At 49.2% G+C, this 19720-nt stretch carries 19 protein-coding genes; 6 read left to right on the top strand and 13 right to left on the bottom strand.

What is annotated here, in order from left to right:
* Positions 1–35: 35 nt before the first annotated feature.
* The 11 genes from ACO0LE_RS18675 to dctP form a co-directional block, all read right to left on the bottom strand.
* Positions 36–653 (bottom strand): carboxymuconolactone decarboxylase family protein, encoded by a 618-nt coding sequence (locus ACO0LE_RS18675; protein ID WP_422961842.1) that lies wholly within the window; start codon positions 651–653, stop codon positions 36–38.
* Between the two features lie 104 nt (positions 654–757).
* The gene (locus tag ACO0LE_RS18670) at positions 758–1672 is read right to left on the bottom strand and encodes an acyltransferase domain-containing protein (RefSeq protein ID WP_422961841.1); all 915 of its coding nucleotides are present in this window, start codon (positions 1670–1672) and stop codon (positions 758–760) included.
* A complete protein-coding gene (mdcB, locus tag ACO0LE_RS18665) occupies positions 1669–2619 on the bottom strand; it encodes a triphosphoribosyl-dephospho-CoA synthase MdcB (protein ID WP_422961840.1) in 951 nt (316 codons plus the stop codon). The genes ACO0LE_RS18670 and mdcB overlap by 4 nt, the downstream gene beginning before the upstream one ends.
* The gene (gene mdcG / locus ACO0LE_RS18660; RefSeq protein ID WP_422961839.1) at positions 2616–3341 is read right to left on the bottom strand and encodes a malonate decarboxylase holo-[acyl-carrier-protein] synthase; all 726 of its coding nucleotides are present in this window, start codon (positions 3339–3341) and stop codon (positions 2616–2618) included. The genes mdcB and mdcG overlap by 4 nt, the downstream gene beginning before the upstream one ends.
* Entirely contained in the window at positions 3304–4020 is a 717-nt protein-coding gene (gene mdcE, locus ACO0LE_RS18655) for a biotin-independent malonate decarboxylase subunit gamma (RefSeq protein WP_422961838.1), read from the bottom strand. The genes mdcG and mdcE overlap by 38 nt, the downstream gene beginning before the upstream one ends.
* Positions 4020–4934, bottom strand: a complete 915-nt coding sequence (locus tag ACO0LE_RS18650) for a biotin-independent malonate decarboxylase subunit beta (protein ID WP_422961837.1) — start codon at positions 4932–4934, stop codon at positions 4020–4022. Before ACO0LE_RS18650 ends, mdcE begins: the two co-directional genes overlap by 1 nt.
* Complete coding sequence (gene mdcC / locus ACO0LE_RS18645) at positions 4931–5257, bottom strand: malonate decarboxylase acyl carrier protein (protein WP_422961836.1); 327 nt, start codon at positions 5255–5257, stop codon at positions 4931–4933. The genes ACO0LE_RS18650 and mdcC overlap by 4 nt, the downstream gene beginning before the upstream one ends.
* A gap of 74 nt (positions 5258–5331) precedes the next feature.
* Positions 5332–6999, bottom strand: a complete 1668-nt coding sequence (mdcA, locus tag ACO0LE_RS18640; protein ID WP_422961835.1) for a malonate decarboxylase subunit alpha — start codon at positions 6997–6999, stop codon at positions 5332–5334.
* Entirely contained in the window at positions 6999–8348 is a 1350-nt protein-coding gene (locus ACO0LE_RS18635) for a TRAP transporter large permease (RefSeq protein WP_422961834.1), read from the bottom strand. Before ACO0LE_RS18635 ends, mdcA begins: the two co-directional genes overlap by 1 nt.
* Positions 8345–8899: a TRAP transporter small permease gene (locus ACO0LE_RS18630; RefSeq protein ID WP_422961833.1), complete on the bottom strand. Its 555-nt coding sequence runs from the start codon at positions 8897–8899 to the stop codon at positions 8345–8347. Before ACO0LE_RS18630 ends, ACO0LE_RS18635 begins: the two co-directional genes overlap by 4 nt.
* Positions 8896–9918 carry a TRAP transporter substrate-binding protein DctP gene (gene dctP / locus ACO0LE_RS18625; protein WP_422961832.1) on the bottom strand — a complete coding sequence of 341 codons (1023 nt, stop codon included), beginning with the start codon at positions 9916–9918 and terminating at the stop codon, positions 8896–8898. Before dctP ends, ACO0LE_RS18630 begins: the two co-directional genes overlap by 4 nt.
* A 157-nt stretch (positions 9919–10075) precedes the next feature.
* On the opposite strand from dctP, the gene ACO0LE_RS18620 reads away from it, so the two are divergent.
* Together ACO0LE_RS18620 and ACO0LE_RS18615 are read left to right on the top strand one after the other, a co-directional pair.
* A complete protein-coding gene (locus ACO0LE_RS18620; RefSeq protein ID WP_422961831.1) occupies positions 10076–10753 on the top strand; it encodes a GntR family transcriptional regulator in 678 nt (225 codons plus the stop codon).
* Between the two features lie 427 nt (positions 10754–11180).
* Complete coding sequence (locus ACO0LE_RS18615) at positions 11181–11819, top strand: NAD(P)H-dependent oxidoreductase (protein ID WP_422961830.1); 639 nt, start codon at positions 11181–11183, stop codon at positions 11817–11819.
* A gap of 155 nt (positions 11820–11974) precedes the next feature.
* Here the strand turns inward: ACO0LE_RS18615 and ACO0LE_RS18610 are convergent, their stop codons facing one another.
* Complete coding sequence (locus tag ACO0LE_RS18610; RefSeq protein ID WP_422961829.1) at positions 11975–12913, bottom strand: AraC family transcriptional regulator; 939 nt, start codon at positions 12911–12913, stop codon at positions 11975–11977.
* Between the two features lie 144 nt (positions 12914–13057).
* Between ACO0LE_RS18610 and ACO0LE_RS18605 the strand changes: the two genes are divergently transcribed.
* Positions 13058–13987, top strand: coding sequence for an NAD(P)-dependent alcohol dehydrogenase (locus tag ACO0LE_RS18605; protein WP_422961828.1), 930 nt, complete (start codon positions 13058–13060; stop codon positions 13985–13987).
* Between the two features lie 134 nt (positions 13988–14121).
* Entirely contained in the window at positions 14122–14616 is a 495-nt protein-coding gene (locus tag ACO0LE_RS18600; protein ID WP_422961827.1) for an antibiotic biosynthesis monooxygenase family protein, read from the top strand.
* A 137-nt stretch (positions 14617–14753) separates the two neighbouring features.
* Here ACO0LE_RS18600 and ACO0LE_RS18595 read toward each other — a convergent pair whose 3' ends face one another.
* Complete coding sequence (locus tag ACO0LE_RS18595) at positions 14754–17798, bottom strand: EAL domain-containing protein (RefSeq protein ID WP_422961826.1); 3045 nt, start codon at positions 17796–17798, stop codon at positions 14754–14756.
* Positions 17799–18253: 455 nt separating this feature from the next.
* On the opposite strand from ACO0LE_RS18595, the gene ACO0LE_RS18590 reads away from it, so the two are divergent.
* Together ACO0LE_RS18590 and ACO0LE_RS18585 are read left to right on the top strand one after the other, a co-directional pair.
* A complete protein-coding gene (locus tag ACO0LE_RS18590) occupies positions 18254–18694 on the top strand; it encodes a hypothetical protein (protein ID WP_422961825.1) in 441 nt (146 codons plus the stop codon).
* Positions 18694–19230 carry a DUF2058 domain-containing protein gene (locus ACO0LE_RS18585; protein ID WP_422961824.1) on the top strand — a complete coding sequence of 179 codons (537 nt, stop codon included), beginning with the start codon at positions 18694–18696 and terminating at the stop codon, positions 19228–19230. Before ACO0LE_RS18590 ends, ACO0LE_RS18585 begins: the two co-directional genes overlap by 1 nt.
* Positions 19231–19720 lie beyond the last annotated feature (490 nt).

Genomic DNA, 19720 nt, shown 5'->3' with positions numbered 1-19720 from the left:
TTTTTTTATGGTCTGTCAGTTATTGTCGATAGACCTTACTCAGGAAAGCGCGTGAGTTTCTTACTGTCTTTCGGAATTTGGTATTGCGCCATATTCATTTGCATTGCCAGCAAAGAATAATAAGCATTGATGCCTGTCAGATCCACTACACCTTTTTTACCAAACCGTTTATCTGCGCGTTGGAATGTGCGGTCTGAGACGCGTTTGTTTTTATGTAGCTCGGTCGAAAAATCATAGACGATTTCCTCATCTTCACTCATGCCGGTCGGACGAATACCATCTGCAATCGCATCGGCGACCGATGCTTTGATTCCCGCTTTGAGTGCAATGGGATAATGCACATACCATTCAAAATCCTGCGTCCATTCGCGAGCGGTAATGAGAATAGCGAGCTCGCTCAAGGTATTGCCGATCGCCGAGTTATAACGCAGATAGTCACCCATTGCTCTGGCTTGTGTCATGACTTGGGGACTATGCATTAATGGCTCGAAAGGACCGAATACCGGTACTTTACGGGTCGCCAGAAATTCTTCCGCTGCTTTCTTTTGTTCCGCCGTGTATTGGTCTGGCGGAATCGTCGGTAATCTGTCGCTGGCATAACTTACGGTCGCAATCAGACTGGCGGTCAGTCCGGACAATAGTGCTGTTTTCATGATGTCTCCCTACAGTTATTTAGTTACTTCGTTGGTTGATGGCTTAGTGGATTAATAGATTAATAGATTAATAGATTAATAGATGGGACTACTGATGAAGTTCGTTATTCGATATGCCGGGACAACCATTGGATGATACCGTCAATGCTACGGAATTCGGACACAGAGCGACAGGCAATCTGCGGATGTCTGGCTTGCAGCATTCTGGATAAGGCCGCACCTGGCCCCAGTTCCAATGCAACGCTGATACCATTTTCTGCAAATGCATCCATGCAGTCATGCCAGTGTATCGTCTCAAGCAACTGATGGCTGAGCTGTTGCACTGCCGCGTGTTTACCGTAAATCTGGCCACCATTCTTGCCCGAGATTACCGGACAGATTCCGCCACGGAAATCACATGCCTGAAGCTTCTCATGAAACGGCTGACAGGCATTGCGTAAGCACGAGGTATGCGAGGCGATATGTACCGGGAGTTGTTGTACTTTTGCGCCGTGCGCTACTAGTTCGGTTTCTAATTTTGCGAACTGATCGGCTATGCCGCCAAGGATAAGCGCATCATCCGCATTGATAATGGCAATCTCAAAGCCACTATCCTGAATGATGCTCCTGACTTGACGCAGCTGAACGCCATTGACCGCAACCATGATTTGCGCATGCTGTGGATCGCGACAAGCATCCATCAGTTGCGCACGCAGTCTTGCCAGACCGACGATTTGCCGCACATCCAGCATGCCCGCAATGCCATAAGCGCTTAGCTCACCGATACTGTAGCCTGCAACCAGATCTGGTGTCGGTATGCGATCTTTCAGGAGATTCCAGATAGCCATCTGGCTGGTGACGATGAGTGGCTGAGCGTATTGATTAGCAAAGATACTCTCTGGTTTTTCAGCGATCGAATCTAGTTCTGGTGCACAGAGGTCATGCAAGATCTCAGCGCCATTAGTACTGCTCAACAGGTCAAACATCCCAGCATGCTGACCACCCTGACCCGAACAAAGCACGAGCAGGCGGGACGTCATACAAACTCACCGTCACAAATATCATATACGAAACAAGTCGCCGCAAGCAGATCCGCAGCACCGCCAGGCGATAAACGTTTTGCGCTAAATAATTGATGGCAAGCCAGAGCCTTGTAGTACCAGTCAGGACGTGCAGTGCCTCCCGCATCGATGAAACTCTGAGCCTGCTCTTTGACGATCACTGCGCCTTCAGCGCCGCCGCGATGATAGATATTGGTATCACTGATATGGGCCATCAAGGCAAAGAAAGTATCAATGCGTGCCTCGTACATAGTGCGTCCCGCGTTGAGCGTATTGCACAGCGCAGGCAGGGCAATATCAAATACCGATGGTAGTCCCAATGCAATTTCTTCCCTCGCTCCGCTTGCGCCATGGCGTTGTGCGACACGTGTGCCGTTAGATGTAATATTGGATTCATAGCTAGAATGTTGTATATGCAACCTCAGTTCATCTCCCCAATAGTCAAGCAGAGTTTGGCGGATCGTATCGGTTGTAGGAGTGATATTGCGCGCGCTTAAACACCCGGTTGTTGCACACAACATGCCCAGGCTAAAGATAGCACCACGGTGAGTGTTGATACCCTTTGTCGCCAGCATCATTCTTTGCTCAGCATCGATGCCTAATTTCTTTAACTGACTAAATGATGCCTGTTCATAGCCAGCCTGAGTGATCGCTTTAAAGTAGTGGCGTAAGGCGAACATGCTACGCATGAAGCTTGTGGCATTCATATCGGTATGACTGCCGTTATCAATCAACGAGACCAGTCCTGGTTTGGGGTACAGAGACAGTTCTCTATATAAACACCGGACTGCAATTTTTGCGATCTTTGCGCCCATGGCGGCGGCATGATGCTGATGACAGTCGTTTTCTCTCTCTTCATTTGTATGGGAGAAAATGATACTGCGACGCCCAACTGAAGCAGGCATCACTGGCTGTAATTGCCTCATGCTGCAAGTTCCCCACTCGTAGTTTGATTCTGAACGAGGGACGCAATCAGCGACGCTGTAGATGCCAGATATACCGTATGCATGGTCTTAACCAGCACTCGCGCCTGGCTAGCGGTGGCGATTTGCCATTCCCGCCAGGATACAGCCTGTTGTTGAGGAAAGAGGATTTCGCCATCGAGTGGCAGCAGAGTACTGAATGATGTGAGTAAGGACAAACCTAGTTCTAATTCGCTGAAATCATTTGGTGAAAATAAAAGATCAATATCCGAACGTGCAGTGACATAGGGTAATCCGGTAAGACGTTGCAATGCGGTTGAGCCAAAGACACGTATATCTAGTGCTGCAAATGATGTCTTTGACGTGATTGATAAGGTTGATAAATTAGTGAGAGCATCTTGCCATTCCGTCGGTGCGGTTGTAATGATCTCGTTCACAGACAATGCAGGGCATGAGCGTGCAATCAGTTTTTTTTCTACGCGCAGAGCGATTCGTTGTTTGCTGCCGTCAGTTGTATTTGGCGGTAAGGCCAGTCCAAGGCAGACGACCTCATCTCCGGCATCGGCATCATGCCGCCGTACGATCAGTGGCCAGTTGCTCAGTCGCCATGTTTCTATGGCATGACGATGCTCGGGTCTAGAAGTATCCCTTATCTGTTGCCATCCTTGGTCTGATAGCCAGACCAGATCATGGCGCGAGTACATGCTGATCCGCGAGGATGGCATCAATGACCGCCTGTGCTAATTGACGGCCCCCGCGCTGCTTACCAGTTGCACTGCGCAGGTCGGTATTCTGTACATGCAACAGCGCTTGCTCAAGCTGCGAAGATAAATCACCGTCCCAGATTCCTTGCACCCCGCCCATGCGCAAATAATTTTCAGGTCCCGGTGCAAACACAGGATTGCTGATGGCGAGTTCTGTCAGTCTTTCTTCCGGCACTTTGGTAATCCTCGCCATCGCTGGCAGCCCCATTACGCGGATGGTTGCATCTGGCAAGGCATAGCAGGCATCCGCCATCAAGCCGCTGGTAATAAAGCCGCCAGACAATGCCTGGTCATACACCAGACTGATTACTCGATGTCCTTTTCTGCGCGCGAGTTCTACACATTTTCCGAGGTGCGCCATGTAGCTGTTAATACCCAGCATTTCGTCACGATGACGTAGTCGCTGACCTTGCGTATCAACCAGCAAGAGTATGGGGCGCAGAGGATGTTGACGCAGGGTGTCGAGCACAAATGCCGCTTGCGCTAAGGCGATTTCAACACCAATCGGTGCGTGATTCGTTGTTCCAACGACGGCAACTGTTTCTTGATGGGTTTGTCCTGTGCCGGATAAAAGACATTCTTTCTCACCGATAGTATGTCCTAACGGGAAGAGGGCATTTGCCAGTGATTGCCATTGCATTATGCTGCTCCGAGTCGGTGATGTTGCGCTTTGCTGATGAAATCACTGATCTCCAGCATCGGGACATTAGCTGGATCATTCATGCCGAGTGCGCGCCAGATTTCAAGCGGATCGCGCAATGTGCCAAACGAGTTAATCCGTTTCCTCAATAATTCCTGCTCATGCTCCAGTGCTTCTAATGAGAGTGCAATTTGATCGCTGTGATCAGCGCCGCTATTCTGGATTGCTTGAATGGCCTCAATTGCCGCTGAACGAAATGCCCCGACTGAGTCGGTCACGATTGCCTGACAATCACCAATCATATAGCGGTGTTTTCCACCAGTTGTACGCCAGACCAGTGCACGATCGCGCGAGTCGAATTCTTCTACGCCATTCGCTGTCTCAATGACTTCCGGGCCGGACATAGCGAGACGCGCTTCTTCTGACATGACGATCCAGTTTGCGCAACGCGCAACGATGCCCATGCCGCCAAAGCAGCCATTCGATCCACCTATTAAGACGATCACAGGAATACCCGCAGCGCGGGTGTCGAGCACGGCGCGCATGACTTCAGATACCGCAATCAATCCTGCATTGGCCTCATGTAAACGGACACCACCTGTTTCGAGCAACAAGACGACGGCACGCGGTTTTTCAATCACCGCGCGGCGTAACATGCCCACCAGTTTTGCACCATGAACTTCGCCCACGGCGCCCCCCATGAAGCCACCTTCTTGCGCTGCGATAAAAACAGTCTCGCCATGCAAAAGCGCCTTGCCAACCACCACGCCGTCGTCGAAGGCGACCGGCGCATTCAGTTGTCCCAGATGCGGGCTGATCACCCGGGCCGATGGGGGTAAAAATTCATCGAGGCTGTTCGGATCAAAGAGCTGTTGAATTCGTTCACGGGCGTTGCATTCGAGATAGCTGCTCATGCTTGTGCTCCTTGTGGCTGGCCAAACAGCGTCTCTACCGCCTGATCCAGACGCAGGCTGACGACTGCGGGCGTCGCTCCCATGTCGTTGATCGTAATCCTGACATCGGCAAGTAACCAGCGTGCGTTGAAATCTGTCATCACCGCAGCCCAGATAGCACCAAAGCCAGTCGCTGCCGTATTGATCTCTATCACGCACGCTTGTTGCAGCGGACAGGCTTCAATTAATACTTCCAGATTCCCAGAGCTGACTACGCCAACCAGTTCTGCTTGTTGCGGAACAGGACGCTGGCCATGCTCGAATCGATAAGATAAATGTTCCATTATCGCTTTCATTACTTTTTAATTTTACGGGTGAGATGCATTCTCATAGATAGCTGCTTTCCTGCGCTATTTACTCACCAGTTTCGGAATCGCTTCGGCGGTTGATACAAATTACCCGATGCACGCACCAGATCTTTCATCGACTTTGCTGCTAACAGATTTCTGGTCGCCAGACGTTTGTCGATACCGAGATCTTCTGCGCGTTGAATAATGCCCCGATCCCGTAAATTCTCGACCATGCGCTTATCGCGTGCCAGACCGACTGCGGTATAGCCTGCGACACCACGGATGGCCTGCTCACGCTCTTCGTCACTGCGACACAGAAGTAAATTAGCGATGCCTTCTTCCGTCAAAATATGTGTGACATCGTCGCCGTAGATCATAACCGGCGGGATTTCCATCTTTGCCTGCTCCGCTAATTCCCAGGCGTCGAGCCGTTCAACAAACGCTGGTTGCATATGTTCTCTGAAGGTTTCGACGATCTGCACCACTAGTTTTTGTCCACGCGGGATTACATTTTTACCCTGCCGTGCCTGCTGACCTGCCTTGATCCAGGTGGGACTGGCATGGCGGCGACCACGCGCATCTGCCCCCATGTTTGGCGCACCGCCAAAACCGGCGATTCTGCCCAGGGTCGCGGTTGATGAATTTCCTTGCAAATCGATTTGCAGAGTCGATCCAATAAACATATCGCAGGCGTAATGCCCAGCTGCTTGGCATAATCCGCGATTGCTACGCATGGAGCCATCCGGCCCGACAAAAAACACGTCGGGTCTGGCGCGGATATAGTTTTCCATTCCCAGTTCGGACCCGAATGAATAGACCGATTCGACAAAACCTGCCTCAATCGCTGGGATCAGGGCAGGGTGGGGATTGAGCGCCCAGTGGCTAGCGATTTTGCCTTTCAGTCCCAGCGATTCTGCATAGGTAGGTAGCAATAATTCGATGGCGGCGGTGTCGAAACCGATGCCATGGTTCAGACGCTTGACGCCGTATTCTGCATAAATCCCTTTGATCGCCATCATGGCCATCAATACTTGTATTTCTGAGATCTGTGCCGGATCGCGGGTGAACAGTGGTTCTATGTAATACGGATTCGGTGCCTCAACGACAAAGTCAATCCAGTCGCCGGGAATATCAACGCGCGGCAAGACATCCATGATCTGATTCACCTGCACAATCACGATACCGTTTTTGAATGCAGTTGCTTCCACAATCGCCGGAGTGTCTTCGGTGTTCGGGCCGGTATACAAATTGCCGAGACGATCAGCAGCTTCTGCGGCGATCAGCGATACCCGTGGCGTGAGATCGATAAAATAACGACTGAATAATTCGAGATACGTATGGATCGCACCGATATTTAGTTTGCCCGCACTGACGAGCTTAGCGACACGCCCAGCCTGCGGTCCCGAAAACGAAAAATCGAGACGTGATGCAATCCCCCGTTCAAAAATATCGAGATGCTCGGGTAAGGCCAGCACCGATTGCAGCATATGGAGATCATGAATCCGAGCAGGATCCAGTTTGGCTAATGATTGCCCGAGAAAGTCTGCTTGCTTCTGATTATTGCCCTCAAGGCAGATTCTGTCGCCACACTCGATGACCTGATGTAGCAGGTCGACGATGCGCGCCGCCGGCAGGATTTTCCCGGACAGGCTCTGATCCAGCGTATCCCGCGCACGTGTCAATCGTTGCTGGCGATTCTCTTGCAAGGTATTCCAAACCTGCGGACGCGCACTCATCATTTCACTCCCATGATGGTATTTGGCAGGCCGACTGCGATCCCCGGGAATAGGCACAGCAACAACACGGCAAGGAACATCAAGGCCACGAAAGGCATCACACCCCAGATTACATCCTTGAGCGGAATATCCGGAGCAATATTCTTAATCACAAAAATATTCAATCCCACAGGCGGATGGATCAGCCCCATCTCCATGACGACCGTCATGACAATGCCGAACCAAATCAGATCAAAGCCAGCTGCCTTCAGCGGAGGCAGGATGATTGGCGCCGTCATCAGGATGATCGATACCGGCGGTAAGAAAAATCCAAACACAATGACCATCGCCAGAATTACTGCCAGCAATATCCATTTGGACAAATGCATATCGACTACCCATTGCGCAGCGGATTGACTGATATGTAGATAACTCATCACGTACGAATACAGTAGCGACATACCGATAATCAAGAGCAGCATCGTTGACTCTTTAATCGTCGAGGTAAGGATCGGCCGCAGATCTTTTGGTCTCCATACGCCGTACACTACGGCGATCAAGGCCATCGCTAGCAGTGCACCCAGACCTGCCGTTTCGGATGGTGTAGCAAAGCCGCCGTACAGTGCCACCATGACACCAATCAGCAAGATCACAAACGGTAAAACACGTGGCAGCATTTCGACTTTTTGTGCCAGAGTGAAATGCTCTTTTTCCAGATAGGCCGATTCAGTACCTGACTGTTCATAGGCGATCAGGGCGAGACGATATTCTTTTCGTGCGCGGTAGACGGCATAACCGGCAAACAGCACGACCAGCAATACGCCGGGACCGACACCCGCGAGAAACAGGCGTCCCAGAGACTGCTCGGCAGCGACTGCATACAAGATCATCGTAATTGAGGGCGGCAATAAAATACCCAGAGTTCCGCCTGCCGCAATAATGCCGGCGGCAAATCCCGGTGAGTAACCACGTTTGCGCATTTCTGGTATGCCGGCAGAGCCGATAGCAGAGCAAGTTGCAGGAGACGAGCCAGCCATCGCCGCGAACAGCGCACAGGCAACCACGTTGGCAATGCCGAGACCACCAGGGACTTTGTGCAGCCAGGTATGAATTGCCGAGTACAAATCCTTACCGGCGGGTGATTTGCCGATTGCCGCACCTTTTAAGATGAATAAGGGAATCGACAATAAAGTAATCGAGGCCATTTCCTCATATACGTTTTGGGTCACTGTATCCAGCGATGAGGCAGGCATAAAGAAGTACATAAAACTTGCTGCTACGATGCCTAACGCAAAGGCAATCGGCATTCCTGAGAACATCACAACCAGCGTCACCGCGCCATATAAAGCGCCTAAGGTCAGTTCACTCATTTGACACCTCGCTTATTAGTCACGCGTGCCAAAACCTGTACAAACAGTTGTAATGTCAGCAGCGACATGCCGAACGCCATCATGCCGTAAGGAATCCACAACGGGGGTGCAAAAGTCGACGTCGTGGTTTGTCCATCGACAAAGGCTTCATGCCAGAGCGTCCAGGATTTCCATGAAAAAAAGGCGCAAAACAGGAATGACAGCACATCCACCATGAACATGCGAAAGGCGTTGACTTTCGCAGGCAATAGCGAGGCAAGTGCCTCGATCCCGATATGGCCGCGATACGACTGTACATAGGCAGTACAGAAAAAAGTGACACCGACCAGCATGAATACGGACGCCTCATCCTGCCAGTCCGTCGGGGCCTTAAAAAAATAGCGGCTGACGACGGAATAAGTCAATATGCATGCCGTCAGTACTAGTGCCAGCATCGATAGATTCATCAGGAATTTATTAAAGTGATCCAGCAATCGTGATATCGCCGCAATCAGCTTCTGGTCAGGGATTGCCGGGCCTTTAGCTGGCTCCATTTCAAATCCGTGACTCATAATGTTTTCTCCGCCAGCTTCAGTAATTTGGCGCAGTTCTCATTCTTCTCTCCATAATCTTTCCATGCGGTAGTCCGTGCAATGGCTTGCCATTTTTTGAGTGTAGCTGGATTCAGGTCGGCGACTTTCGCACCGGCCTTTTGATATACAGCCGCCACCAGTGAATCATCGAGCTGGGCAGATTTACGCGCAAAAGCTTCCAGTTCGCCGCCAACTGCCATGATGGTGGCCTGTTGATCTTTACTCAGTTTGTCGAACACTACTTTCGACATCATCAATGGCTCAAACATGAACCAGTAAGCACCTGTACGTCCGGTGGTCAGGCTTTTCGATACTTCTTCCAGGCGGAAAGAAATCAACGATGTTGATGAGGTCAGGGCGGCATCCATGGCACCAGTTTGCATTGCTGCATAAATTTCATTGGACGGCAATGACACGACCGCGGCACCTGCTGCTTTCAGGATCAGGTCCATCTCACGGGAGCCGCCCCGGACTTTCATCCCTTTGGCATCGTCCGGATCGACGATGGGTTTGCCGCGCGACGCAACGCCACCGGCTTGCCAAATCCAGCTCACGACCACAATACCTTTATCGAGCAAAATGCGATTAAGTTCTTTGCCTACCTCGGCATTTTTCCAGCCGTAACCTTGTTCATAGGAGGTCACCAGGCCCGGCATCAGACCGATATTTACTTCGGGGACTTCGCCGCCCGCATATGACAGTGGCACCAGCGATAGATCGAGCGCACCTTTGCGCATGGATGAAAACTGGGCATTGGTTTTCATCAGTGAGGAGCCAGGATAGATTTCGAACTTCAGACTACCTTTAGACCGTTTCTCCACCTCGGCGGCAAACATACGGCACAGGCGGTCGCGAAAATCGCCTTCGTTCACCGTACCACCCGGGAACTGGTGCGAAATCTTCAGCGCTGCCGTTTGCGCCCAGGAGGCGGACATAGTAAAAAACGGGCTGGTGGCGATGGCACCGAGTATGGCTCTGCGAGTAAAAAGTTTGGACATGTTGTCTCCTGGATTGAAGGGATGAGTCGCTTGCATTGCCGTGATTCAGTGATCTTGCATGCATAATTTATTTTTGTGTATACAAGATATATCTCAAATAAATACAAAGCAAGTGTATTTGTACATATAATGAGCAAAATTACACAAAGGAGGCGTTTTGCTTACCCCCACCTTAAAAAGTCGCTCACAGAGTCTGCGTGAATCCATCGAGGAAATGATTGCCATCGGCAAATTGCTTCCCGGCCAGCATCTGGATGAGACCGAGCTGGCAAATGAGTTTGGCGTCTCCCGCACACCAATCCGCGAGACGCTGATACAACTAGCCTCGATGGGTGTAGTGGTGATTCGTCCGCGGCGTGGTGCGGTCGTTGCCGAGCTGGGGCCGCAGCAACTGGTTGAAATGTTTGAGGTGATGGCGGAGTTCGAGGCGATGTGCGGCAGGCTTGCTGCACGCCGCATGACACCCGCAGAACAGCAGGATTTGCTGGCGGCTCACCAGGCCTGTAAAGACGCCAGTGCAGCGCAGAACTCAGACGATTATTTCTATTGCAACGAGACCTTTCATCAGATCATCTATCAGGGCAGCCACAATGCTTTTTTGGCCGAACAGGCGATGGCATTGCATCGGCGCCTGCGTCATTACCGTCGCTTGCAACTCCGCGTGCGTGATCGCGTCAGCGCTTCATTTTCTGAGCATGACGGCGTGGTTCAGGCCATTCTGGCGGGAGACGGTGAGCTGACGGCGGAGTTATTGCGTGGCCATATTATGATCCAGGGACAGCGATTTGCTGATCTGATGGCGTCTTTGCCCAAGGCGCAGGCGGCTGGAAAATAATTTCCCTATAAGGTGTCAGGTTGTTTTAAATAGATATACTCCCCTATATTTTTCATCAAACATAGGCTTATCCGCCTATTTTACGTAGGCATTGAAAATATACTCACCATGAGTATATTTTTTTAAGCTGATTTTCGACGAATTTTCAACCGCGTTGCCGCTTCCAATGTCTCCCAGATATCGCCACGCTATTGTCAAATAGCCTTAGCGTCCTTATATGCGATCAGTATCTGAATCACAGGGCAGGCAAATACGCAAAATCAGCGTCAATGCTATGCTCACCAAGGTAGTAAAAACACATTGCATCCGATTGAATTGTTCTTCATCGTTTTTCATTGTGATTAAAGTTAAAGTCTAGAGTCGGATTGATATCAGCCCGACTTGACACGAATCCAGGCATTTAATAATTACATATTGAAAGAAACTCATGTCTGATTTGATCCAAAAACTGAAATGGCGCTACGCCGCCAAAAAGATGAACCCGGCAAAAGCAGTGCCGCAAGAAAAAGTGGACCGCATTGTCGAAGCAGCACGCCTGACTGCGACTTCCAGTGGCCTGCAACCATATGAAATCTACGTCATCACCAACCCAGAAGTACGCGAAAAAATCAAACCAGTCGCCTGGAACCAAGGTCAGATCACCGACTGCTCCCACCTGCTGGTATTCGCTGCATGGGACAACTACACCGCAGATCGCATCAATATGATGTTTGACCTGACCAACGACGAACGTGGCTTTAAAAACGAAGGCTGGGAAAACTATCGCCAGATGCTGCTCAGCACCTACCCGGCACGCGATGCCGAAGTCAACTATCAGCACGCCGCACGTCAAGCCTACATCGGCCTGGGATCAGCCTTGATCGCCGCAGCTTATGAGGAAGTCGACAGTACGCCAATGGAAGGTTTCGATCCAAAAGCCGTCGATGAAATTCTGGGTCTGAAAGAACGCGGCCTGCGCAGCGTCGTGATCCTGCCACTGGGGTATCGTGAAGAAGACAAAGACTGGCTGGTCAATCTGAAAAAAGTACGCCGTCCGAATGAGAAGTTTGTGACTGAAGTGAAGTAAGTTGTTTCAAGGCAGTCAGCCAGCATCATTTGGGCTGACTGACTGCCGTCGCATGTAGGCTCAATTCAAGCCTAGCTCAAGCTGACACAATGCCTAGTCAGTGCTCAATCAATATTTTATTAATGCTGTGTCAGCGTTAAACAATAGTAGCTGCCTCAGTCTTTCATGCGAGTTTGCTGTGTCGATGGAGTTTGCTGTGTCGATACATAGTGACGCGGGGAACATCCAATGAGCCGTTTAAAAGCAGTACTAAACGCACTTTCAGACTCGTAGCCCAATGATCGTGAGATGACCGCGATAGAGTCCTTGGAATTTACAAGTCGATCTTTCGCCAATAGCATGCGCCATTGCGATAAATATTCTATGGCTGGAAGGCCAACCGTTTTCTTAAATTTGGATGCAAAACTAGATCGCGACATTGATGCGAGCTCTGCGAGAGAGTCCAATGTCCAGCGATTCGAGGGGTTTGCATGCATTGCACTCAGCGCTGCGTTCATCGATGGATCCGCCAGCGCGAAAATCCAGCCAACGTTATCTACGGCACCCTGGGCAATGCATAGACGCAGTACCTGAACCAGTATTTGCTGAACCAGCTGTTGGGCGAGCAAATAACTGCCAGGCTGTGGCACTCGCAACTCCTGCATCAAGCGCTCGATAAACCATCGCAGCGCGAATCTGTCTGCTTCTGCGCAGATGTGAACGACATCCGGCAATACATCAAGAAACATGGCCGACTGCGCGTTCGCAAAGGTGAAATAGCCGCCGATTCCAGTAACCTCTCCGCCCCCCTGGTGCGTGATTACTCCACCCTCCAACGCACCCGCCAAAAACGACGCAGCGCTAACGGGTTCCAGCGAAAGCTCGCTGGCGAGCACAAACGAATGACCTCTGGGTAGCAGGATGCAATCTCCCGCACGCAGCCTGATCGCAGCCGCACCATCGAGCGCAAACCAACATTCTCCAGTGAGCAAAGCGTAGCACCGGATGCACTGATAGGCAGGGAAGTGGATCGACCAGGCGCCACCCAGATCTAAACCGCGAAACATAAAGCTTTGAGGCTTCAGCAGTGACAGTACGTCTGAGAGCGGATCCATCATGATTTTGGACGATCGAAAAGAAAGTAGAGACTTTAGATTATAGACAGTCTCAAATCAAGAAAATACAATTTGCCAAAGAAAAGAGAGCTTGCTGCGATGACTGTCGTAACAGTGCTGTCCCCAACATGGAGTAAAGATACGATGAAACGACTCGAATACACGCGTTACGGTGGTCACGAGCTAGTGCGCATGAGCGAATTTAGCTTGCCTGAGCTCAAAGCCAATGAAGTGTTAGTACGGGTTGCTGCGGCATCCATCAACCCGATGGACTGGAAAATTCGAAGTGGAAAAATGAAACTGTTCACGGGGAATAAGTTTCCGCGTGCCTTGGGTACAGACTTCGCTGGCACAGTGGAATCCGTTGGCGTCAACGTAGATGACTTTACACCTGGTGATAATGTTGTTGGAACGGTGCCGATGAAAGGATCTGGCGCATTCGCACCTATGCTCATCACGTCAAAGAATTTAATTGTCAAAAAGCCGGAAAATTTATCCTTTACCGAGGCCGCGACCTTGCCGATTGCCGGTGTGACCGCGTGGCACGCACTGATCAAGAAGGCTCGTTTAAAGCCGGGTCAAAAAATCTTTCTTAATGGCGCATTAGGTGCCGTAGGGCAGGCCGCGATTGCGATTGCGCAAAGTATCGGCGCTGAAATAACCGCACGCGTCGGCCCTCACTCCCTTGAGCAGGCACAGTCGCTAGGCATTAACGTGGTGTTAGACTACACCAAACCAGTGCCGTCCTCGCTCGATAGCGGATTTGACCTGGTCTTCGATTGCAACGGGAGCCTCTCGACTCAAGACGCTGCACGACTTATGAAGCGAGGTGGCATGATCATTGACATTGCCCCGACCAGAGCGAAGTTTTTCAAGGCATGTCTATCTCGCGCTAACAAGCTCGTTTTTGCAGATCCCAAAGCAGAATACTTGCAAGAGGTCATCGCGCTCGCAGCCGCTGGCAAATTAGCCATCCATATCGCGCAATCCATTTCTTTGGCAGAAGCGCCAGAGGCTCTTGCATTGCTTGAACGTGGCGAGCGCAGAAACGGCAAAACGGTCATCGTGTTTTGAGAATTTTAGATAACGCGCTATGAGTGACCTATCAGCGGACTATCAGATTGGCGGGTTCAAACCATGTTTGAAGTCGTTAAATAAACTACATACACAGATGCATCATATAAATGCATAGTACGAATGGGCTATCTATGAAGCGAATACAAATACTATCCTTATCAGCCTTACTCACGCTCGTGACTGGTTGTAGCATTTCTACCCCTTTTAAATGGGTCGATGAGCACAAACGCAAGAGTACTCTTGCCGAGAATCAGGATGAGCAATTACTAGTTGCCGTCACACATGCGACCATTGATGCCACTAAACGGAAACTTTTTGATCAAGGTGCATCGCGCGTGATAGATAGCCTTCTCGTACAGCCGGGTTTAATCGGATACTCTGTCCGCCGCCAGCTATTTGGTGATGAAGTATGGACAGCAACAGTCTGGAGCGACGAGGCGTCAATGCTACGATTTGTCCAGTCTCCCGCGCATCTTCAGGCAGTAAAAGAGAGTAGTGCAGCGATACGCAATATCGACTACACACGCATCTACATGAGAAGAGATGAGCTTCCCGCAAGCTGGTCCCGGCTCTTGTACGCCTCACAGAAAAAAGAGCAGCCTCCATCTCCGCAAGAAAGCGAGTAACGATCCTTTGCACTTGCTTTCTATCTGTTCAATCTTATGTGACAACAGGGTGCAATCCTTTCCAAATCAAGGGCAGGTCGCACCCCATAATTTGTCCACCCGTATGTCAATAAACGAACTCATCAGAAGCGATGAGTTTAATGAACAAAGAACGTGTTCAGTAGTCCGTCTAACACATTAACAGGAATGGGTTTGCTGAACAGATAGCCTTGATATGCCATACATTCATGCAACTTTAAAAAAGCGAGTTGCTCCTCTGTTTCCACTCCTTCAGCAATCACATCAAGACGGAAATTTTTGGCTAGATCGATGATAGTTTTGACCATGACCGCATCGTTGCTGTCGGTTGTAATATCACGCACAAAACTTTGATCAATTTTAATTTGATCGAGCGGTAGCCGTTTCAGGTAAGACAATGAAGAATAGCCTGTACCGAAATCGTCCATCGACAACTTTACACCCAACTCCTTTAGCGCAATCATTTTGCTGATGACCTCATCCACATCAGTAAGAACGACACTCTCCGTAAGCTCAAGTTTTAGTTTTGACGCATCTACGCCATGATGATGCAACAGACTGGCAAGATGTTCGACAAAGTCTGTTTGCCTGAATTGTTGTGCGCTGACATTGACGGCGACGGTGAGATGCCTGGTGTGATCTGACTTTGACCATTTAACTAATTGCTGGCATGCGGTGCGTATGACCCATTCTCCGATCTCCAGAATTAAAGAACTTTCCTCGGCAATAGGAATAAATTGCATTGGCATGACCAGGCCACGATCCGGATGTAGCCAACTCACTAGCGCTTCGGCACCAATTGGACGCTGCTGATCATCGACCTGAATTTGATAGTACAAGCGTAATTCATCGGAAGGTACTGCATGGCGCAAATCCGCTTCCAGCGCGGCACGCGTTTCTACTGCTAACTGCATCGCCGGGTTAAAGAAGCGCAAAGTATTGCGACCTGCATCTTTTGCTTTGTACATAGCAATATCTGCCTGCTTTAATAAAGTCTCCGGTAACTCTTTATTGCCTTGATAGACGCTCACGCCGATGCTGGGAGAGCTATGTTGTTCGCTCTCATTGAGATGATATGGAGCCGCCAGGTTGGCGCGTATTTTTTCTGCGATCAGGGCTGTCTTTTGTGAAGCTGTTTCGATGCTTTCGTCCAATTCAACCAGCAGCACAATAAATTCATCTCCACCCAAACGCGCTACGGTATCTGTCTCTCGAATACATGCTTGAATTCTTTGTGCTACTTCAATCAACAACTGATCACCAAAATTATGACCTAATATATCGTTGATGGTTTTGAACCTATCCATATCGATGAACAGTACTGCACCATAGTGGTTACTGCGGGTAGATGTTGAAATCGCGGAGTCAAATCTATCCATCAGTAAGCGGCGGTTTGGCAGACCTGTCAGTGCGTCAAAAAAAGCAAGATTATGAATTCGCTCTTCCGCTTGTTTACGTGCGCTGATGTCATCAAAATTAACGACTACTTGTTTTAACTTGCCATCTGCATCCAATTCGGGGAATGCATTGACCAGCAACCAAACCACCCTTTTTTTGTTCGTTGACTTGACGCCAAGCACCAGAGCCTCCAGCGGTTTCATGGTGGCGATAACCCGTTGCACAGGATACTCATCAACGGTCATTGTTTCTTCTTTATCGTTCACAAACCGCCAGGATGGATCGATCGCCGTTTTGCCTAGCATTTGATCGACAGATAAACCTAAGAGTTCTGACGCACGAGGATTACTAAAAATGATTGTTGAATCGGGTGCGTGGACGATGATCGCAACATGTAAATTGGTCAGCAAATCACGATGTCTAGCATTGCTCTGGATTAATTCCTGCTGTTGCTGAAGTAGGCTAGCCTCAATTTTTTTACGTTCAGTAATATCTCGTGACGAGTTAAATAATACCTGCTTGCCCTCTAGCTCTAGCGCATAGTCACTGACTTCCACGTCAAACATAGTGCCATCTTTGCGCTTGTGGCGGGATTCGAATTGTGTGCGTGCTTTGTGTGACAAGACCTGTGCTAAGCGATGCTCTAGCTCATTCACGCACATGTTGACATCCCATTCATACAAATGCTTCCCTATCATTTCATCTCTTGTATAGCCGAGCATCGCGCAAAAGGAATCACTGGCCTCGATGAGTTTTCCTTGGCTATCTAATATATGGATACCATCGCTGGCGTTATGAAGCAGGGCAAGATTTTTTTCATTTTCTTTTTTTAATGCAATTTGAGCCTGTGTATTTTCTGCTTGCAATCGAAGTGCAGCGATACCGTAAGATAAGTTGTCTGCTAACTCTTTCAGCAGCTTTACTTCTTCTGTTTTAAAGACTTGGGTTTTCGGCGCATAGATATTCAGAACAGCAAAGACACCATTTTTATTCGTAATGGGAAGCGCGATACTTGATTGAAAGCCGTGCTTGGCAGCCTTTTCTCGCCATGGTTCCATGGCATGGTTCTCTGCAAAGTCTTGATTGATAATGACTGAATTTGTCTTGATGGCTTTACCTGAAGGCCCACTGCCTGACTCGGTATCGAGCCAGGTTACTGCGATTTGGTCTAGGTAGTTATTCCGATCGCCCCAATGGGCGCGCACACTGATTGATTTGGCGGCATCTTGCTCAGCAAAACCAATCCATGCCATCAAATAGCCCCCAGTCTCTACAAGCAGTTTGCAAATAGACTCAAGTAGTGATTGTTCACTGCGAGCGTGAATTAGCTCGCTGTTGCACTCACCCAGCATCTTCAGCGTTCTGGTCAGACTTTCGCGCTCAATTTCTTTGCGTTTTCTTTCCTCAATATTAAACGTGACGCCAATGAATCGCTGACCCCGATTATTGGATTCGGCATCCATAATTCTGCCATGATTGGCATACCAGACCCATGAACCGTGTTTTGCCCTGAACCTGAATTCACACTGATATTTTTCGGTTATGCCATTGATGTGGTTATTCAGTGCTTCTTTTACACCAGCCAAATCATCGGGATGAACGATGGCAAAAAGATCGTCAATATAATTGGCGGTCTCATTTTCGTCGTAACCAAGCGCGGCAAATATTTTGGTGGCTTTTCGAGTGACTACTCCGGTGACAAAATCGTTCTCCCATAAATCCAGATCTGCAGCCTCCATGACCAACTCGAGCCGCTTTTCGTTCATGATTTGTTCGACGCTATTAGGCATGCAAAGCTCCAGATAAACGCTGGTTATCTCATCAATCGGAAAATATCAACTAGCAAAATTTTTTGTGAGGGAGTGCGTACTCCCATAAAACCAAAATCAGCCTATTCGCCAACAAGGGCATTCGGCAAATCTAATGTACGCGTATCAAGTTGATAAGTAAATGAGGCTCAAACATGTTAACAATAAAAAACTGCTTTAGCGCAAATTAATAAGTGGTTTTTCTGTACGTATGTCGAGTTATTACTTGACGGAATTTCATTGGGCAGGTCAGGACAAGAATGCCTCTTGCTTGCTATAAACAAACTCAGTTATCTGATGTCAGTACGTAATGAATATCTTCGTTGTCGCAACCAGCCAGCCCCAGTCTCGGCTGTCAACCACATCCAAGACCAACTACCTCAGCAGTCCATCAGCTTCGTCAGGGGTATCTCGTGCTGGATTTCGGCAAGAATGCGAATTTCTTCTTCGGATACATCATGCCGTTGATGATGCTCCGAACCGTGCATTCCCCGTTCACTCTACAAGCCAATGAAACATTACTGGCGGTCATGAATTTGGATGCCAACACACGTAACGAGACTAATACCTTTCTGCTGATCAGCTTAGGCATTTACCCCAAATGCCGGGGTGTATCGATCTTCATCTTCAGGACACAGCTTGCGTCTCTCACGGTAGTAGGGGACACCACCGAACGTCGTTATTGCGGAGTAGTCCTCAGCAACCGGCATCACTTTCTTTGTTCTTGCCTTCGTCCAGCCAATTTGTTGCAAGTTACGGCCTTACAAAATAGAAAATTTTGCTATGCTAGCGGCTTTTCATTGGTCGGCAGCCTTGCCTTGGACCGGTGGCACTTATTTTTCGGAGTTGTATGATGGCCTCATTGCAAGATCAGTTTTTAAAAGCAGGATTAGTCGATAAAAACAAAGCCAAACTGGTCCACCAGGAAAAGAGCAAGCAAAAGAAGGTCGAGCGCCGGACCGGCAACGAGAGCGTAGATGAGGCACGTCTGGCCGCGCTTGAGGTGCAGCGTAAAAATGCCGAACGCGCTCGCGAACTCAATGCGCAACGCGATGCGGCCGCGAGCCAAAAAGCGATTTTTGCGCAAATTGTGCAGCTGGTTCAAAACAATCGCCAAAGCAAGGGCGCAGGCGACATCGCTTATTACTACACCCACGGTACCAAGATCGATAAGATCTATGTGTCAGCAGAGGTACAGACGCATTTGATTGCCGGCCGACTGGTGATCGTGTGTCTGGAAGGTAAAACAGAATTGTTGCCCCGGATTATCGCGGATAAAATTGCCGAGCGCGATGCTTCACTTGTGGTGCGGGTGAAGAAGACGACGACCGAAATCGATGAGGATGATCCGTATGCCGCCTTCCAGATTCCGGATGACTTTACGTGGTAGCTCCCGACTGAGCTTCTCCTGAAATTTAGAAATTCGTCAGACACCCATATAATTTGATGGTTTAAATTTATGTTTGAATTTCACGTTTTTACATGACGTTTATATTGGGCTTAAAAGTATTGCGATGCTGACCCCTTCGATTTTAGTCGCCAGTTCAATATCTTGATCGCTGGACGAATGCGCAAAATCAGGAAAAACTGGCGGCACAACATCCACCTGATGGAAGACGAAATATCGAGGGAACCTCAGACACCTTTAGTTTTGGCCTCGAATTTTTTTGTAAATAGGCGCATTTTGCCCACTTATTGCGACTGGATACATAGACCTTTTGTGAGATCCTTTTAATCCATTAACTAATTGACAGTGGACTTCCCCTAATTCAGTAGACATTTAATAATGTCAAAAACTGAGAAGGAAGTACATCATGAGAAAGAGTCGATTCACTGAAGAATTCAAAGCAGAAGCGATTAAACAAGTCACTGAACGTGGC

The sequence above is a fragment of the Undibacterium sp. Xuan67W genome, from assembly GCF_049340165.1.
GTDB lineage: Bacteria > Pseudomonadota > Gammaproteobacteria > Burkholderiales > Burkholderiaceae_D > Undibacterium.
The sequence above is the reverse complement of the archived record's forward strand: the minus strand, read 5'-3'. Positions and strand labels throughout refer to the sequence as shown.

Bases quoted from the DNA above. Each gene is read 5' to 3' on its own strand.
- dctP (WP_422961832.1), bottom strand. From the start codon at position 9,918: ATGTCCAAACTTTTTACTCGCAGAGCCATACTCGGTGCCATCGCCACC.
- ACO0LE_RS18630 (WP_422961833.1), bottom strand. From the start codon at position 8,899: ATGAGTCACGGATTTGAAATGGAGCCAGCTAAAGGCCCGGCAATCCCT.
- ACO0LE_RS18635 (WP_422961834.1), bottom strand. From the start codon at position 8,348: ATGAGTGAACTGACCTTAGGCGCTTTATATGGCGCGGTGACGCTGGTT.
- ACO0LE_RS18585 (WP_422961824.1), top strand. From the start codon at position 18,694: ATGGCCTCATTGCAAGATCAGTTTTTAAAAGCAGGATTAGTCGATAAA.
- mdcB (WP_422961840.1), bottom strand. From the start codon at position 2,619: ATGAGGCAATTACAGCCAGTGATGCCTGCTTCAGTTGGGCGTCGCAGT.
- ACO0LE_RS18600 (WP_422961827.1), top strand. From the start codon at position 14,122: ATGAAGCGAATACAAATACTATCCTTATCAGCCTTACTCACGCTCGTG.
- mdcG (WP_422961839.1), bottom strand. From the start codon at position 3,341: ATGCCATCCTCGCGGATCAGCATGTACTCGCGCCATGATCTGGTCTGG.
- ACO0LE_RS18595 (WP_422961826.1), bottom strand. From the start codon at position 17,798: ATGAACGAAAAGCGGCTCGAGTTGGTCATGGAGGCTGCAGATCTGGAT.
- mdcA (WP_422961835.1), bottom strand. From the start codon at position 6,999: ATGAGTGCGCGTCCGCAGGTTTGGAATACCTTGCAAGAGAATCGCCAG.
- mdcE (WP_422961838.1), bottom strand. From the start codon at position 4,020: ATGCAATGGCAATCACTGGCAAATGCCCTCTTCCCGTTAGGACATACT.
- mdcC (WP_422961836.1), bottom strand. From the start codon at position 5,257: ATGGAACATTTATCTTATCGATTCGAGCATGGCCAGCGTCCTGTTCCG.
- ACO0LE_RS18675 (WP_422961842.1), bottom strand. From the start codon at position 653: ATGAAAACAGCACTATTGTCCGGACTGACCGCCAGTCTGATTGCGACC.
- ACO0LE_RS18605 (WP_422961828.1), top strand. From the start codon at position 13,058: ATGAAACGACTCGAATACACGCGTTACGGTGGTCACGAGCTAGTGCGC.
- ACO0LE_RS18650 (WP_422961837.1), bottom strand. From the start codon at position 4,934: ATGAGCAGCTATCTCGAATGCAACGCCCGTGAACGAATTCAACAGCTC.
- ACO0LE_RS18615 (WP_422961830.1), top strand. From the start codon at position 11,181: ATGTCTGATTTGATCCAAAAACTGAAATGGCGCTACGCCGCCAAAAAG.
- ACO0LE_RS18670 (WP_422961841.1), bottom strand. From the start codon at position 1,672: ATGACGTCCCGCCTGCTCGTGCTTTGTTCGGGTCAGGGTGGTCAGCAT.
- ACO0LE_RS18610 (WP_422961829.1), bottom strand. From the start codon at position 12,913: ATGGATCCGCTCTCAGACGTACTGTCACTGCTGAAGCCTCAAAGCTTT.